We start from the raw sequence: 16829 nt of genomic DNA on the forward strand, positions 1-16829 counted from the left end.
GAAGGCGCGGAACTCCGGCTGAGCGACCCCGACATAGTACGACCGGAAGTAACCGGGACATTATAGAACAGGGTTGCTGTAGATGGTGCGGCGCGCAATCGTTGCTGTGCATAGCGAGAACGCCTGTGGAAGGCCTTGATAAAGCGGCCGCGGAATCAAAAAACCGCCCTTGCGGGCGGTCTCTTCCGGGGTGAGGTAAACCCTCTAATCTTGCCTATTATTGCGGCGGCACATCGATTTGCGGCGCCAGCGGCTGATACTTGATCGCGTCGTGCTGGTGGCCTTGCAGGCGGTCTTTGTGCTGTACCACCTTGCGGTCGAGCTTATCGATCATCAGATCGATCGCAGCGTACAGATCGCCGTTCGCGCTCTCGACAAATATATCCTTGCCCTTCAGATGCAGGTTGATTTCAACCTTCTGTCTCTTGTCCTTTTCCTTATGATTGTCGACCGAGAGGACCACACTGCCGTCGATCACCTGATCGAAGTGCCGTAGCACCCTATCCAGTTTGGTGATCACATATTCTCGCAACGCAGGCGTTACTTCGAGATGGTGTCCACTGATCTTCAGATTCATAGTGCTTCTCCAAGCTAGTGGCCGCTTGTCCGCATGTTGCGGGAGCGCTGGTCGATCTGTCGCCCGTTTCGTCGTCCCCGATGACTGACTGCTAACGGGTCCTATCGGCCAACCTGCTCCGCATACAGCGGGGCGGCCGGAAAATGCCCGCCGCACCACGCAGCAGGCTACAGAGACTTGCGCAGATTCACCGCTGGAATTCGGAGCGCTTCGCGGTACTTCGCGACGGTACGCCGTGCGACCACGAAACCCTGCTCTGCCAGCAGTTCGGCTATGCGGCTGTCTGAAAGAGGAGATTTCGGGTTTTCCGCTCCTATCAGTTGCTTGATGAGTGCGCGAATGGCCGTTGAAGAGGCCGCGCCCCCGGTGTCGGTGGAAACGTGCGATCCGAAGAAGTACTTAAATTCAAGCGTCCCAAACGGGGTAAGCATGTACTTGCCGGTTGTTACACGCGAAACCGTCGACTCGTGTAACCCCAGCGTATCAGCTATTTCCCGCAAAACCAAGGGGCGCATGGCAATTTCGCCGTGCACAAAAAAATTCTTCTGACGTTCGACAATAGCCTGCGCAACCCGCAGGATCGTCTCGAAACGCTGCTGAATATTTTTGATAAGCCAACGTGCTTCCTGCAGTTGCTGGCGCAGTGAACCGCTGCCAGGATCGCTGCGGTTATTGCGCAGGATGTTCGCATACAGATGATTGATACGCAGTTTCGGCACGACTTCAGGATTCAGTTCGGCCTGCCATCCTTGTGCGGTTTTGCGCACCATGATGTCGGGCACCACGTAATCCGCTTCGGCCTTGCCATACGCTGCACCGGGGAACGGTTCGAGCGAACGGATCAGTGCGTGAGCGTCGCGCAGGTCGTCGTCGTTGGCTTTCAACTGCTTGCGCAGCCGCGTGAAATCGCGTGCGGCCAGCAACTCCAGGTGATGCGCGACGATATCGATTGCAAGTGTACGGATCGGTGTCGCAACGAGTCGAACTAGTTGCAGGCGCAAGCATTCCGATGCCGACCTTGCACCGACTCCGGCGGGATCGAAACTGTGCAGCAACGCGAGCGCTGCATTCAGTTCGTCGACATCGACTTCGAGTTCTTCGGGTAGATCGGTCAGTATTTCTTCGAACGTTGCGGTCAGATAACCGTCGTCGTCGAGCGATTCGATGAGGAACGTAACGAGCGCGCGGTCGCGTGGACTTGCCTGCGTAACGCGCAACTGCGCCATCAGATGATCGCGCAGCGAAGTGCTCGATTCGTGGATTTGCAGCGGCGGCAGGTCGTCGTCGTCGGATGCGTTGCCCGAGCGGCCGTAATCGTCGAGATTCCACTGGCTTGCGTCGGAGTTGCTGTCGTTGCTGAGACCGTTGTATTCGTCGACGCCGCGTGGTTCGCCATCGTCGCTACGCTCGCTCGATGAAGTGGACGAGGTCGATGACGAGGGGCCGTTCATCGATTCCGGTGCCGATGTGCTCTGCGTCTGCGTGATCAGCGAACCATCTGCCGCGACGCGCAACGGACTGGCAATCCAGTCGTCCTCGTTCTCGAGCAACGGATTCTGCGCGATGGCCATTGCCACCTCCTGCTGCAATTCGAGCGTCGACAGCTGCAGCAGCCGGATGGACTGTTGCAGTTGAGGTGTCAGCGCAAGATGCTGCGACAGGCGGAGTTGGAGGCTGGCTTTCATGGCAATGTGAGATTCATTGTAAAGAGTTTGCCACGACCGCGATACCTTGCGACATTCGCGAAAACGCGTGTGCCCGGTTTCGGTGCGACAGGGCGCGCCGCGGGGCAGCTCGTCAGAAATAACCGGAGACCAGACGAAGGGACAGGCGCGACAGTGCGTCGCACTGCCGCGCCTGGTAGACGGGCCCGCGCAGTTACATGCGGAAGTGTTCGCCTAGATAGACGCGCCGAACGTTTTCGTTTTCAATGATGTCGCCGGGCGCGCCGGCGGCCAGCACGCTGCCGTCGCTGATGATGTATGCGTGATCGCAGATACCGAGCGTCTCGCGCACGTTGTGATCCGTGATGAGCACGCCGATATTGCGCTGCTTCAAGAACTTCACGATCTTCTGGATTTCCAGCACCGCGATCGGATCGACGCCCGCGAACGGTTCGTCGAGCAGGATGAAGCTCGGGTTCGTTGCGAGCGCGCGGCAGATTTCCACACGCCGGCGTTCGCCGCCTGACAGCGATAGCGCAGGGTTTTCGCGTAGATGCGCGATCTGCAGTTCGTCGAGCAGCGCTTCGGTGCGCTGCGAAATCGCATCTTTGGTGAGGCGCTTGCCGTTGTCGTCGGTTTGCAGCTCCAGCACCGCGCGGATGTTTTCCTCGACGCTGAGCTTGCGGAACACCGAAGCTTCCTGCGGCAAATACGACAGACCGAGCGAGGCGCGCTTGTGAATGGGCAGCAGACTGATCGACTTGCCGTCGAGATCGATCTCGCCGGCATCGAGCGGCACGAGGCCGACGATCATGTAGAACGACGTGGTCTTGCCGGCGCCGTTCGGGCCGAGCAGGCCGACCACTTCGCCGCTTTTCACGTCGAGCGATACGTCCTTGACGACCGTACGCGAACCGTAGCGTTTCTTCAGGTTGCGCACGACCAGCGAGCTGCTGGTGCCGGCCGGCTTGCGATGGGGGAGCGTGGGCGTATTCACGGCTGGGTCGCTCCGGGTGCCGGGAATTGCGTGGCGGGCACGAGGGTGGCGGAAGCGCCGGTGAGCGGCGCGGGGCCGCCGTTACGCGGCGACAGCATCGCGCGCACGCGGCCATTCGGATTGCCCGGGCCGGCGACATCCTTGCCGGCCTTTGCGGTGTAGAAGTCGTTCTGGCCGTCGTAGGTGATCACGCTGCCGTGCACTTCGTCCATAACCGTCGACAGACCCTGCAAACGGCGCACGGTGGCGCGCGTCGTCAGTGTGGTCAGATCCTGCTTGCCGTCGTAATCGATCCGCTCGGCTGTGCCTTCGATGTATTCGTCGACGCCTTCGCGTTTCTGCCGGAAATAGGAGAGGTTCTGGCCGGTCGACGTACCAGTCGCGTACTGGTAGCCCTGCGGGTCCTGAGACACCTCGACACGATCGGCCTTGATGACGATCGTGCCCTTCGTCGCGACCACGTGGCCGGTGAAGATGGTGAGTTGTTTCAGGTCGTCGTAAGTCATGTTGTCCGATTCGATGTTCATCGGCTTGTCGCGGTCGGCGCGTTCGGCGTGCGCGAGCGGCGCGAAGCCGGCCAGCGGCAGCGCGACGAGCAGCGCTGCTAGCCCGGCGCGCCATGCGGCGAGGGACGAGGCCAGCGTGCGCGGACAGCCGGTATCAAAACGGAGGAGCGATTCGTTCATGCAGTCACGCCTGGAATGGATTACCCGGGTTGCCTCAGGGAGCCGCCGGACGAATCTGACGGGGCGATCGCGCCGCGGACGTTGCCGAAGAGCTGTATGACCCGGGTGACGTTGTTGTAGTTCATGCCGCTGGCCGTCATTACAGACAGGCCGCGCTGAAGTTTAACCGGCTTTTCGGTCTCGATCACATCGTCGTTCACGAGCACGCGGAAATGTTCGGAATTGGCCTGCATCTGCGGGTCGCCGTCGCCGGGGGCCCGCAGGATCTGCGCGTTGCCGTACAGATTGACGATCGACGCGTCGCCGTTGACCGTGCCGGTATCGCCGGTCGCCGTGACGATCGGCTTGCCCGGCTGGAACGCGCGCAGGGCCGGCAACGTCAGATCGCTGTCCTCGTCGTCTTCGTAGTGGATCAGGTGCTTCGCCGTCAGGCGATACTGCGTTGCTCCTGACTGATCCAGTTCGGAAACCGAGAAATTATCGGCGAAGTAGTCGGGTGTATGCGTTTTCGGGCGTACCAGGCCTTCATTCGGCGGTGGCAGGGTGGCCTGCAGCAGCCACCACGTAATCCCGGCGAGGGCGGCCATGGCGACGAGCGGCAGCAGCGAGGTCAGACGAAACCGGTTCATCCGTTCACCCTTCGCACGCGGCTTTCAGCAGCGCATCGTAGCGCTGTTGCGCATGCAGCAGCGTGTCGCACAGCTCGCGCACCGCGCCGTGGCCGCCGCGTGCCTTGCTGACCCAATGCGCGCGCGCGAGGATCTCGGGGTGCGAGTTGGCGGGTGCGGCCGCGAAGCCCACTTTCAGCATCACGGCGAGATCGGGCCAGTCGTCGCCCATATAGCCGCATTCTTCGGCCGCAATGCCGGTTTCCTTCAGCAACTCGTTGAACGCGACGAGCTTGTGCTCGACGCCCTGATACAGGTGTTTGATTCGCAGTTCCTTCGCGCGCACGGCGACGATGCCCGACTGCCGGCCGGTGATGATCGCCGTGTCGATGCCGGCTTCGCGCAGCAATTTCGCGCCGTGGCCGTCCATCGAGTTGAACGACTTCATCGTGTCGCCTTCCGCGGTGAACATCAGGCCGCCGTCGGTCAGCACGCCGTCGACGTCGAAAATCATCAACTTGACGCGGCTCGCGCGTTCGGTGGCGCTTGGAGTGGAGGCAGGCGAGGAAGCCATCAGATCACCTTCTTCGAGAACAGGTCGTGCATGTTGAGCGCACCGATGAGTTTGCCAGCGTCGTCGACGACCAGCATCTGGTTGATGCGGTAGCGCTCCATCAGTTCGACGGCTTCCACAGCCAGGTGGTCCGCCCCGATGGTACGCGGCGCGTGTGTCATCACCGATGCGATCGGTAGTTCGCGGAAATCGCCGTCCCGTTCGAGCACACGGCGCAGGTCGCCGTCGGTGAAGATGCCTTCCACGTGATCGTGATCGTTGACGATCGCGGTCATCCCCATGCGTTTTGCGGTCAGCTGGAACAGTGCATCGCGCACGGTGGCCGCGCCGGTGACCTTCGGTATCTGGTCGTCGGTGCGCATCACGTCGCGTACGTAGGTGAGCAGGCGCCGGCCGAGCGCACCGCCCGGATGCGAACGCGCAAAGTCGTCGACGCCGAAACCGCGCGCATCGAGCACCGCGACCGCAAGCGCATCGCCGAGCGCAAGTGCCGCTGTGGTGCTGGCGGTGGGCGCGAGATTCAGCGGACACGCTTCTTTCGATACGAACGCGTTCAGGTGCACGTCGGCCAGCTGCGCGAGGCTCGACTGAGGGCGGCCGGTCACGGCGATCAGCTTCACGCCGAGCCGCTTGATGGTGGGCAAGATCGCGACCAGCTCTTCGGATTCGCCGGAATTCGACATCGCGACGAATACGTCTTCAGAGGTGATCATGCCGAGATCGCCGTGGCTGGCCTCGGCGGGATGGACGAAGAACGCCGGCGTGCCGGTGCTGGCAAAGGTCGCCGCGAGCTTGCGGGCGATATGGCCGGATTTGCCGATGCCCGAGACGACCACCCGGCCGCGGCAGCTCAGGATGAGGTCGATCGCTTCGACGAAGCCTTCGTCGAGCTGATCGCGAAGCGCGCGCACGGCGTCCGCTTCGATGTCGAGCACGTCGCGAGCGAGCGCAAGTGCCCGGTCGCCATTGATTTTCGCTATCATTCGCGGAGTATAGCAAAGGCGTATGTTCGCCGCGCCGGGCCGGACCAGCCTGGCGGCTGCCCTCAGGGGCCTCTCGACCCTGCCGCGCATGCCCTCGCACCGGGCCCGCGCGCCGGTTCCGCTGACGAACGAGGACGCTTTTCCGATGCGTTTCTGCCGATGATTTCCCCGCTCGAAATGACGCTGTTTTTGCTGCTGGCTTCAGTGGCGGGCGTCGTCGTGTTCCGTTACCTGAATCTGCCGCCAATGCTCGGCTATCTGAGCGTCGGCATTGTCGTTGGGCCGCATGCGACCGGCGTCGTGCCGGATTCGGTGGGCGCGCAGAATCTCGCGGAATTCGGCGTCGTGTTCCTGATGTTTTCGATCGGGCTGGAATTTTCGCTGGCCAAGTTGCGCTCGATGCGCCGGCTCGTGTTCGGTCTCGGGCTGCTGCAGGTGCTCGGCACCATCGCGGTTGCGGTGTCGCTCGGCTTCGTGCTGGAGCGCTGGGTGCACATCACGTGGCAGGCGAGCATCGCGCTGGGCGGCGCGCTCGCGATGTCGTCGACGGCGATCGTCAGCAAGATGCTCGCCGAGAGGATGGAGATCGAGACTGAGCACGGTCGTAATATTTTCGGCGTGCTGCTGTTCCAGGATCTGGCCGTGGTGCCGCTCCTGATCATCATTGCGGCGCTCGGTGGCGATTCGAAGGATCTGGTCGCGGCGCTCGGGCTCGCATCGGTGAAGATCGTCGTGGCACTGGCGCTGCTGCTGATCGTCGGGCAGAAGTTCATGACGCGCTGGTTCAACGTCGTCGCGCGGCGGCGCTCGCAGGAACTGTTCATTCTGAACCTGCTGCTCGTCACGCTCGGCGCCGCGTTTATTACCGATAAATTCGGCCTGTCGCTCGCGTTGGGGGCGTTTATCGCCGGCATGCTGATCGCCGAGACGCCGTATCGCCACCAGGTGGAAGAGGACATCAAGCCGTTTCGCGACGTGCTGCTCGGGCTCTTCTTCGTCACGACCGGCATGCTGCTCAATCCGCGCGTGGTGTGGGAACACCCGTTCATCGTGCTCGGCTTCCTGGTCGGGCCGTTGTTGCTGAAGACCGTGATGATCACCGCGCTGTCGCGCCTGTTCGGCGCGACACCGGGCGTGGCGATGCGCACCGGCCTCGGGCTCGCGCAGGCCGGCGAATTCGGCTTCGTGCTGCTGAACCTGATTCTCGACAAGCATCTCGTCGACGCGACGCTGTTGCAGGCGATTCTCGCCGCGATGCTGCTGTCGATGCTCGCCGCCCCGTTCCTGATCCAGAACGCCGATCGCATCGTGCTGCGGCTGTCGTCGACGGAATGGATGCAGCAGTCGTTGCAGATGACGCGCATCGCGACGCAAAGCCTCAAGCAGAGCGGTCACGTGATCATCTGCGGTTATGGCCGTTCGGGGCAGAACCTCGCGCGTATGCTCGAACACGAAGGGCTCTCGTATGTCGCGCTCGATCTCGACCCCGACCGTGTATCCGCGGCTGCGACGGCCGGCGAATCGGTGGTGTTCGGCGATGCGGGGCGGCGCGAGTCGCTGCTTGCAGCCGGTATTCATCGCGCGGCGACGATCGCGATCACCTATGCGAACACGCCGTCGGCACTGCGCGTGCTGCACAACATCCACGAACTCGAACCGACGCTGCCCGTGATCGTGCGTACCGTCGACGACGCCGATCTCGAGAAACTGCTGGCAGCGGGCGCGACCGAGGTGATTCCGGAGATCGTCGAAGGCAGCCTGATGCTCGCGTCGCATACGCTTGTGCTGATGGGTGTGCCGATGCGGCGCGTCGTGCGTCGCGTCGAGGAAATGCGCGACGAACGCTATAGCCTGCTGCGCGGCTATTTTCACGGTGCCGACGACGTCGAAGACGACGACGGCCACGAACAGGTGCGGCTACAATCGGTGCCGGTCGACGAAAAAGCGGATGCGGTGGGCCGCACGCTCGCCGAGCTGGGCCTGTTCGATGTCGGCGTCGAAGTGACGGCGATTCGCCGCCACGGCATTCGCGGCGTCGAGCCGGACCCGTCCACCAAGCTGCGAGCGAGCGATATCGTCGTGCTGCGCGGCTTGCCGGAGGCGCTGGCGCAGGCCGAAGAGCGTCTGTCGAAGCATCGGCGGGCCGGCGCCACGACCGCCTGAGTTCACAGCAATCGAAGCCCCTTCGCGACCCTTGGGGCGCACAGCGAAATCGTCAGGGAGACATCATGTCCAACGTGCCAGCGAACCCGCCGTTCGACGCAGCCGGCTTCGTCAACAGCCAGATTCGCACGGTGCCGGACTGGCCGCAGCCGGGCGTGCAGTTTCGCGACATCACGCCGCTGTTACAGCACCCGAAGGCGCTGCGCGTGCTGGTCGACTTGTTCGTGCAGCGGTATATCGAAGCGAAGCTCGATTACATCGCGGGTCTTGATGCGCGCGGCTTCATCATCGGGCCGATCGTCGCGTATGAGCTGAACCTCGGTTTCATCCCGATCCGCAAGGCCGGCAAGCTGCCGTACCGGACCGTGTCCGAATCGTACGATCTCGAATACGGTGCGGCGACCGTGGAGATGCACGAGGACGCGTGCGGTTCCGGCGACCGCATCGTCATCATCGACGATCTGATCGCCACGGGCGGCACGATGATGGCCGGCAAGAAACTGCTTGAGCGGCTCGGCGCCGTCGTGGTGGAAGGCGCGGCGATCATTGATTTGCCGGACCTCGGTGGTTCCGGCCGGTTGCGCGCAGCGGGTTTGCCGCTCTATACCGTCACGGAATTCGGCGGCCACTAGGTCGCGCCGGTTCAACTTCGTTCAACGCCGTTCAACTCGCTCAGGTTATCGACCATGCCCAATTTCCTGCTGTTTCTCGCGACTTCGGTTGCGATCACTTTTGCGCCCGGTCCGGACAATCTTCAGGTGCTTGCGCGCGGCATTTCGCAGGGCCGCGCCGCCGGCCTCGTTGCTGCCTTCGGTTTTGCTGCCGGCCTCACGTTCCACACCACGCTAGCCGCGCTTGGCGTCGCCGCGGTGCTGCGCTCGTCGCCGGTGGCGTTCGAGATCATCAAGCTCGCAGGTGCTGCGTATCTGGTGTGGATCGGTATCAAGGCGCTGCGTAGTCGCGGGCTTTCCACCGCTCATGAGCGCCCGCCGCAGCCGCTTTCGACAGTGTTTCGCCAGAGCGTGCTCGGCAACATCCTGAACCCGAAGGTCACGTTGTTCTTCATCGTGTTCCTGCCGCAGTTCGTCGATCCGCACGGCTCGCAGGGCGTCACGCTGCAGATGCTCGAACTCGGCTTGCTGTTCATGCTGCAGACGGTCGTGGTGTTCTCGATCTTCGGCGTGTGTGCGGGGATGATCGGCGGCTGGCTGCGGCGCCGGCCGAGTGTCGGCGTGTGGCTCGACCGGCTTGCCGGTGCGACCTTCATCGCGATCGGCATCCGCGTGGCGCTGCGCGACTAGACGGCGTACCGACACAAGGAGTTCGCATGAGCTTGCCCTGCATTGCCGATGCACGTCGTTTCGATCCGGCTGCGCATCGACCGTTCTGGATCGACACGCAGCAGGTCGGCTGGATTCGCGCAACCGACGTACCGCTGCTGACGCGCTGGCCCGATGTGTTCGAGATCGACGCAACGCGCATCGTGCTTGCGCCGCAATTCACGACCGCCGACGAACGCAGCGCAGCCCTCGGCGCGGTAATCGGCGCGTTGGCTGCGGATGGCCGGATTCCTGGCTGGCGCGACGAAACTTACGCGATCCGCAATGCATTCGATGCGCCGCCGCTCGCGTACATCGAACGCGCGGCGTCGCGCTTCTTCGGCACGATGACGTATGCGGTGCATCTGAACGGCGTCGTAGAATACGCAGACGGCGCGCCACAGATGTGGATCGCGCGGCGCAGCGACACGAAGGCAACCGATCCGGGCATGCTCGACAACGTCGTGGCGGGTGGTATCGGTTGGGGTTTCGGGATTCGCGAGACGATCGTCAAGGAATGCTGGGAAGAAGCGGGCATTCCCGAAGACATCGCCGCGCGCGCGACACCGGGCCGCACGGCCCACGTGCTGCAGTCGCTGCCGGAAGGCACCCAGGCCGAGCAGATCTTTATTTACGACCTCGCACTACCGGCCGGCTTTACGCCGCGCAATCAGGATGGCGAAGTGGGCGAGCACCGGCTCGCGCGCATCGACGACGTTGCACGCAGCATCGAAGAGGGCGCGATGACAGTCGACGCGAGTCTTGCAACGCTCGACTGCCTGCTACGCCGCCGATGGATCGACGAAGAGGCCTGCACGGGTATCGACGCGGTATTTGCGCCGCCGGTGCTGCGCTGAATGCACGCTATCCATCGAACATTGAAATCAGTCAACGATTAACCCAGGGAGCCCCCAGCGCATGTCGACCGATCACAGCTTCATTCTCAAACTTTCGTGTGCTGATCGGCCGGGCATCGTCCATGCGGTATCGGGTTTTCTGTTCGAACTGGGCAGCAATATTCTCGACTCGGCGCAGTTCGGCGATAGCGGTACTGGCGAGTTCTTCATGCGGGTGCATTTTCAGCAGGTGGGCGGCGATCCTGGGCTGGATGTACTGCGTGCGTCATTCGATACGCTCGCGCAGCAGTTCGAGATGCGTTGGGAACTGCATGACGCGACGGTGAAACCGCGCGTGGTGATCATGGTGTCGAAGATCGGGCATTGCCTGAACGATCTGCTGTTTCGCTATCGCACGGGGCAACTGTCGATCGAGATTCCCGCGATCATTTCGAATCACAAAGAGTTCTATCAACTGGCTGCGAGCTACGACATTCCGTTTCATCATTTTCCGCTGCTGGGCGGCACGCCTGATGCGAAGGCTGCGCAGGAGGCGCGTGTGCTGGAAGTGATCGAAGAGCAGCGTGCGGATCTGGTCGTGCTTGCGCGGTATATGCAGATTTTGTCGCCGCAGTTATGCGAGCGGCTGGCTGGCCGGGCGATCAATATTCATCATTCGTTTCTGCCGAGTTTTAAGGGGGCCAAGCCTTATTACCAGGCGTTCGATCGTGGTGTGAAGTTGATTGGTGCGACTGCGCACTATGTGACTACCGATCTCGATGAGGGGCCGATTGTCGAGCAGGAAGTGGAGCGGGTGGATCACAGTATGACGCCGGAGCAATTAACGGCTATTGGGCGTGATGTGGAGTGTGTGACGTTGGCGCGTGCCGTTAAGTGGCATGTGGAGAATCGGATTTTGATCAACGGGACTAAGACCGTTGTATTCCGGTAGGTTTTTTGCCTTGGCCGGCGGCTGTCTTTTGCCTGTGCCGGCGGCTTTGTTTTGGCGCCTCGCGGCGCAGGCGTTGCCCCTGTGCGGGGCGGCACTTACTTTCTTTGCGCGGCAAAGAAAGTAAGCAAAGAAAGCCGCTCGAGACGATAGCGGGTCGTTTCCGCGTGTGACCTAAGTGGCCCGCGCCCAAGTGTCGCCCTCGTGCTGACGCGGTAGTGGTCCGAGACGAGATCATCCCTCGCGCTTCCAACGGTAGTGACAAGGCCGTCATTCATCCCACTCGCACTACGTGCTCGCAGTTGGGTGACCACTTGGGAAGCCGGCCCTTCGTGCGTTCTGCGCGGTGTTTCGTTGGCGGCAAAAAAACAGCCCCGAATTCATCTTCCAAATACTAGATTTGAAAGAAGAAGCCGAGGCCTGCTTTACAGCGAATTGAAATATTCCGGTTAGAACGGAATATCGTCATCCATCTCATCAAACCCGCCACCCGCCGGCGCGCTCGGACGGCTCGATCCACCGCCGCCGCCGCTACGCGCCGCGCCACCACCACCCGACGATGCAGCACGCCCACCACCCGAGCTACGCTCCGACGGCTCACCGCGGCTATAACTGGCGCCGCCGTCATCGCCCGCACCGGCTGCACCGCCGCGCCCACCCAGCATTTGCATCTGGTCAGCCACGATTTCCGTCGAGTAACGGTCGGTGCCGTCCTGAGCCTGCCACTTACGCGTACGGATGCGGCCCTCGATATATACCGACGAGCCCTTCTTCAGATATTCCGACACGATCTCCGCGAGCCGCCCGAAGAACGACACGCGATGCCATTCGGTGGCTTCCTTCATTTCGCCGGACGCCTTTTCCTTATAGCGGTCGGTCGTAGCAAGGCGGATATTCGCCACCGCGTCGCCGCTCGGAAGATAACGGACTTCCGGATCGGCGCCGAGATTGCCGACGAGAATGACCTTGTTCACGGATGCCATGAGTTTCTCCTGTTGATCCTGATTCCGTTTCGGGCGGCGTTGCGCTGCGCGGTTTTCGCGTCGCGGCCGCCTGTTGACAGGTCGCCGGCAGCGGAAAAAACCACAGCCGGCGGCCCGGTAAGTTCTGTTACGCCTTGCGCGGCGGCTGCATATTTGCGGCGATTATAAGCCAGCAGAACACCAGAGCAGAACACGCGTAAAACACCACACTCGCCCCGTCCGCCTTGAGCAGCCACCCACCCACCACGCCGCCGAGCGCGAGCCCAATAGACTGCGTCGTGTTGTACACGCCCACGGCCGCGCCCTTGCGCGTACCCGGTGCGAGCTTCGACACCAGCGACGGCTGCGACGCCTCGAGAATATTGAAGCCCAGGAAATAGACGAAAAGGATAGTGGCCACGCTCAGAATCGTATGCGGAGCGGCGCCGAGCAGCAATTGGCCGATCAGGATAAGAGCGATCGCCGAAACGAGGACGACCTTCATTTTTCCGCGCTTTTCTGCGGCGATAATCGCCGGCACCATCATGACGAACGACAGGCCCATCACCGGCAGATAAATCTTCCAGTGTGACGCAACGGGTAAGCCACCCGCTTCGAGGATGCGCGGCACGACGAGAAACAACGCGGTCTGGGTGGCATGCAATACCAGCACGCCGAAATTGAGTCGCAGCAGTTCGACGTTATGCAACACTTCCGCGAACGGCGCCCGCACGTGTACGGGCCGCGGCGCATCGGGCACGATCCACAGCACGACGCCGACCGCGAGGACCGACAGCGCACCGACAATCGTGAACAGCCCGCTCATGCCGACCCAGTGGAACACGATCGGCGCACCGACAATCGCTACCGCGAACGACACGCCGATGCTTCCGCCGACCATCGCCATCGCCTTCGTGCGATGTTCCTCGGCGGTCAGGTCGGCGATGAACGCCAGCACCGCTGAAGAAACCGCGCCCATCCCCTGAATCACCCGCCCGACGATGATCCACGTCATGTCGTGCGCACCCGCCGCGACGAAACTGCCGAGCGCGAAGATCAGCAGGCCCGTGGCGATCACGGGCTTGCGGCCCACCTTGTCGGAAATCCAGCCATAGAAGATGTACAGCATCGACTGCGTGACGCCGTACGCGCCGAGCGCGATACCGACGAGCAGCACGTTGTCGCCGCCGGGAATCGTCTTCGCGTAGATCGAGAAGACCGGCATGATCATGAACAAGCCAAGCATGCGCAGCGCGAAGATCGCGGCCAGCGACACGGTCGCGCGCAACTCGGGCGCGCTCATGCGTGAGGAGAGAGCGGTCGGATTGGTGGACATCGGGGACGATTTTCGGATGATCGGGCAGCGTGCGGAGCGACGCTTCGGCTGCGAACCCGCCGCTACCTTGCAGTCGCGGGAAATGACCGCAACTACCGGTGGAACGCCCCGATCACGAAACCTGCGCGCGACGCTGGGCCGTTGCCGCGCCGCCTGCGTCGCGCCTTCACGCGCCGTCAGGACGCCGTAACGGCGGTCTGGAAAAGTCGTTATAGTAGCAGGTTTGGTTTCCTCCTCTTTCCGCCAGTTCAGGAATAAATGCGTGGAACAAATCCGTATCCGTGGGGCCCGTACCCACAACCTGAAGAACGTCAACCTCGACCTGCCGCGCCATAAGCTGATCGTGATTACCGGGCTGTCCGGCTCGGGAAAATCGTCGCTGGCGTTCGACACGCTCTATGCAGAAGGCCAGCGGCGCTACGTCGAAAGCCTGTCCGCGTACGCCCGGCAATTCCTGCAATTGATGGAAAAACCGGACGTCGACCTGATCGAAGGGCTGTCGCCGGCTATTTCTATCGAGCAGAAGGCGACCTCGCACAACCCACGCTCCACGGTCGGCACTGTCACGGAAATCCATGACTACCTGCGGCTGCTGTACGCCCGCGTCGGTACGCCTTACTGCCCGGATCACGACATTCCGCTCGAAGCGCAAAGCGTGTCGCAGATGGTCGACGCGGCGCTCGCGCTGCCGGAAGACACCAAGCTGATGATCCTCGCGCCGGTGGTCGCCAACCGCAAAGGCGAGCACGTCGAGCTGTTCGAGGAAATGCAGGCGCAGGGTTTCGTGCGCTTCCGGGTGCGTTCGGGCGGCGGCACGGCCAATGAAGGCGTCGCGAAGATTTACGAAGTCGAGACGCTGCCCAAGCTGAAGAAGAACGACAAGCACACGATCGACGTCGTGGTCGATCGTCTGAAAGTGCGCGCGGACATGAAGCAGCGTCTCGCGGAATCGTTCGAAACCGCGCTGCGCCTTGCCGACGGCCGCGCCATCGCGCTCGAAATGGACAGCGATGTCGAGCATCTGTTCAGCTCGAAGTTCGCGTGCCCGATCTGTTCGTATTCGCTGCAGGAACTGGAGCCGCGGCTCTTCTCGTTCAACAACCCGATGGGCGCGTGCCCCGAGTGCGACGGGCTCGGGCAAATCACGTTCTTCGATCCGAAACGAGTGGTGGCGCACCCGTCGCTGTCGCTGGCGGCGGGCGCGGTGAAAGGCTGGGACCGGCGCAACCAGTTCTACTTCCAGATGTTGCAAAGTCTTGCGGCGTTCTACGAGTTCGACATCGATACCGCATTCGAAGACCTGCCGGAAAAGATTCGCAAGATCCTGCTGTACGGCTCGGCCAAGCAGACCATTCCGTTCTCGTACATCAACGAGCGTGGCCGCACATCGGTGCGCGAGCACGTGTTCGAAGGGATCATCCCCAACCTCGAGCGGCGTTATCGCGAGACCGATTCGGTCGCGGTGCGCGAAGAGCTCGCGAAATACCAGAACAACCAGGCCTGCCCGGCGTGCGAAGGCACGCGGCTGCGCCGCGAGGCGCGCTTCGTGCGCATCGGCGGGGGCGGCGACGCACGCGGCATCTTCGAAGTCAGCGGCATGCCGCTGCGCGATACGCTCGGCTACTTCCAGATGCTGCGGCTCGAAGGCTCGAAGCGCGAGATCGCCGACAAGGTCATCAAGGAAATCGTCGCGCGGCTCACGTTCCTGAACAACGTCGGGCTCGACTACCTGTCGCTCGATCGCAGCGCGGAAACGTTATCCGGCGGCGAGGCGCAGCGCATCCGTCTTGCTTCGCAGATCGGCTCCGGCCTGACCGGCGTGATGTACGTTCTCGATGAACCGTCGATCGGTCTGCATCAGCGCGACAACGACCGCCTGATCTCGACGCTCAAGCACCTGCGCGACCTCGGCAATTCGGTGATCGTCGTCGAGCACGACGAAGACATGATCCGGATGGCCGATTACGTAGTCGACATGGGGCCGGGCGCAGGCGAACACGGCGGCATGATCATTTCTGAAGGTACGCCGAAGCAGGTAGAAGCCGATCATGCATCGATGACCGGTCAGTACCTGTCCGGCGCGCGCACGATCGAATACCCCGATGAGCGCAAGACGCCCGACGAGCGTCACCTGCGCATCGTCGAGGCGTACGGCAACAACCTGAAACACGTCACGCTCGATCTGCCGGTAGGCCTGCTCACCTGCGTGACAGGTGTGTCCGGTTCGGGCAAGTCGACGTTGATCAACGACACGCTGTATCACGCGGTGTCGCATCACCTGTACGGTTCTTCGACTGAGCCTGCGCCGTATGAATCGATCGAAGGACTCGAGCATTTCGACAAGGTGATCAGCGTCGACCAGTCGCCGATCGGTCGTACGCCGCGCTCGAATCCGGCTACCTACACCGGTTTGTTCACGCCGATCCGCGAACTGTTCGCGGGTGTACCGGCCGCAAAGGAGCGCGGCTACGACCCGGGCCGTTTCTCGTTCAACGTGAAGGGCGGCCGCTGTGAAGCGTGCCAGGGCGATGGCGTGCTGAAGGTCGAGATGCACTTTCTGCCGGACGTGTACGTGCCGTGCGACGTGTGCCACGGCAAGCGCTACAACCGCGAAACGCTCGAAGTGCAGTACAAGGGCAAGAACGTCAGCGAAGTGCTCGACATGACCGTCGAACACGCGTACGAATTCTTCCGTGCGGTACCGGTCGTCGCGCGCAAGCTGAAAACGCTGCTCGACGTGGGGCTCGGCTACATCCGCCTCGGCCAGTCGGCCACGACGCTATCGGGCGGCGAAGCGCAGCGGGTCAAACTTTCGCTGGAACTGAGCAAGCGGGATACCGGTCGCACGCTATATATACTCGATGAACCGACTACCGGCCTGCACTTTCACGACATCGCGCTGCTGCTGGAAGTGATTCACCGGCTTCGCGATCAGGGCAACACGGTCGTGATCATCGAGCATAATCTTGATGTAATCAAAACCGCCGACTGGGTCATCGATCTCGGTCCGGAAGGCGGAGCGGGGGCGGCCAGATCATCGCGCAAGGCACGCCGGAGCAGGTGTCGAAGTCGAAGGCAAGTTTTACCGGCCGATATCTGGCGCCGTTGCTGAAGCGCGCAGCGGCTACCCAGCAATAAGATTCGCGCAAACCTGAAGCTGGAGACTGGAAGGAGC

The 16829-nt window shown here is 62.2% G+C and carries 14 protein-coding genes and 1 pseudogene; 6 read left to right on the forward strand and 9 right to left on the reverse strand.

Annotated elements, in window-relative coordinates; translation table 11 throughout:
- Positions 1–217 precede the first annotated feature (217 nt).
- The 7 genes from hpf to kdsD form a co-directional block, all read right to left on the reverse strand.
- Positions 218–577: a ribosome hibernation-promoting factor, HPF/YfiA family gene (gene hpf / locus FNZ07_RS15595; protein ID WP_091009691.1), complete on the reverse strand. Its 360-nt coding sequence runs from the start codon at positions 575–577 to the stop codon at positions 218–220.
- Between the two features lie 167 nt (positions 578–744).
- Positions 745–2262, reverse strand: a complete 1518-nt coding sequence (locus FNZ07_RS15600) for an RNA polymerase factor sigma-54 (RefSeq protein ID WP_091009694.1) — start codon at positions 2260–2262, stop codon at positions 745–747.
- 193 nt (positions 2263–2455) lie between these two features.
- The gene (gene lptB, locus FNZ07_RS15605; RefSeq protein WP_091009698.1) at positions 2456–3238 is read right to left on the reverse strand and encodes an LPS export ABC transporter ATP-binding protein; all 783 of its coding nucleotides are present in this window, start codon (positions 3236–3238) and stop codon (positions 2456–2458) included.
- A complete protein-coding gene (gene lptA / locus FNZ07_RS15610) occupies positions 3235–3924 on the reverse strand; it encodes a lipopolysaccharide transport periplasmic protein LptA (RefSeq protein WP_091009701.1) in 690 nt (229 codons plus the stop codon). The genes lptB and lptA overlap by 4 nt, the downstream gene beginning before the upstream one ends.
- A gap of 20 nt (positions 3925–3944) precedes the next feature.
- Complete coding sequence (gene lptC, locus FNZ07_RS15615; RefSeq protein WP_091009704.1) at positions 3945–4553, reverse strand: LPS export ABC transporter periplasmic protein LptC; 609 nt, start codon at positions 4551–4553, stop codon at positions 3945–3947.
- Between the two features lie 4 nt (positions 4554–4557).
- Entirely contained in the window at positions 4558–5106 is a 549-nt protein-coding gene (locus FNZ07_RS15620; protein ID WP_091009706.1) for a KdsC family phosphatase, read from the reverse strand.
- Positions 5106–6089, reverse strand: a complete 984-nt coding sequence (gene kdsD, locus FNZ07_RS15625; protein WP_091009709.1) for an arabinose 5-phosphate isomerase KdsD — start codon at positions 6087–6089, stop codon at positions 5106–5108. Before kdsD ends, FNZ07_RS15620 begins: the two co-directional genes overlap by 1 nt.
- 159 nt (positions 6090–6248) lie before the next feature.
- Here kdsD and FNZ07_RS15630 point away from each other — a divergent pair, with 159 nt between their 5' ends.
- The 5 genes from FNZ07_RS15630 to purU all read left to right on the forward strand — a co-directional run bounded on the left by FNZ07_RS15630 (position 6249) and on the right by purU (position 11359).
- Positions 6249–8252 carry a monovalent cation:proton antiporter family protein gene (locus tag FNZ07_RS15630; protein WP_091009712.1) on the forward strand — a complete coding sequence of 668 codons (2004 nt, stop codon included), beginning with the start codon at positions 6249–6251 and terminating at the stop codon, positions 8250–8252.
- A 65-nt stretch (positions 8253–8317) separates the two neighbouring features.
- Positions 8318–8884, forward strand: coding sequence for an adenine phosphoribosyltransferase (locus FNZ07_RS15635; RefSeq protein ID WP_091009715.1), 567 nt, complete (start codon positions 8318–8320; stop codon positions 8882–8884).
- Between the two features lie 54 nt (positions 8885–8938).
- Positions 8939–9553 (forward strand): LysE family translocator, encoded by a 615-nt coding sequence (locus FNZ07_RS15640; protein WP_091009719.1) that lies wholly within the window; start codon positions 8939–8941, stop codon positions 9551–9553.
- Between the two features lie 26 nt (positions 9554–9579).
- A complete protein-coding gene (locus FNZ07_RS15645) occupies positions 9580–10428 on the forward strand; it encodes an NUDIX hydrolase (RefSeq protein ID WP_091009722.1) in 849 nt (282 codons plus the stop codon).
- 61 nt (positions 10429–10489) lie between these two features.
- Positions 10490–11359 carry a formyltetrahydrofolate deformylase gene (gene purU, locus FNZ07_RS15650; protein ID WP_091009725.1) on the forward strand — a complete coding sequence of 290 codons (870 nt, stop codon included), beginning with the start codon at positions 10490–10492 and terminating at the stop codon, positions 11357–11359.
- Positions 11360–11805: 446 nt separating this feature from the next.
- Here purU and FNZ07_RS15655 read toward each other — a convergent pair whose 3' ends face one another.
- Together FNZ07_RS15655 and FNZ07_RS15660 are read right to left on the reverse strand one after the other, a co-directional pair.
- A complete protein-coding gene (locus FNZ07_RS15655; RefSeq protein WP_091009728.1) occupies positions 11806–12339 on the reverse strand; it encodes a single-stranded DNA-binding protein in 534 nt (177 codons plus the stop codon).
- 127 nt (positions 12340–12466) lie between these two features.
- Positions 12467–13654, reverse strand: coding sequence for an MFS transporter (locus tag FNZ07_RS15660; protein ID WP_407670637.1), 1188 nt, complete (start codon positions 13652–13654; stop codon positions 12467–12469).
- Positions 13655–13916: 262 nt separating this feature from the next.
- On the opposite strand from FNZ07_RS15660, the pseudogene uvrA reads away from it, so the two are divergent.
- Positions 13917–16792: pseudogene (gene uvrA / locus FNZ07_RS15665) on the forward strand (excinuclease ABC subunit UvrA).
- The last annotated feature ends 37 nt before the right edge of the window (positions 16793–16829 follow it).

Source organism: Paraburkholderia megapolitana, assembly GCF_007556815.1.
Taxonomy (GTDB): Bacteria; Pseudomonadota; Gammaproteobacteria; order Burkholderiales; family Burkholderiaceae; genus Paraburkholderia; species Paraburkholderia megapolitana.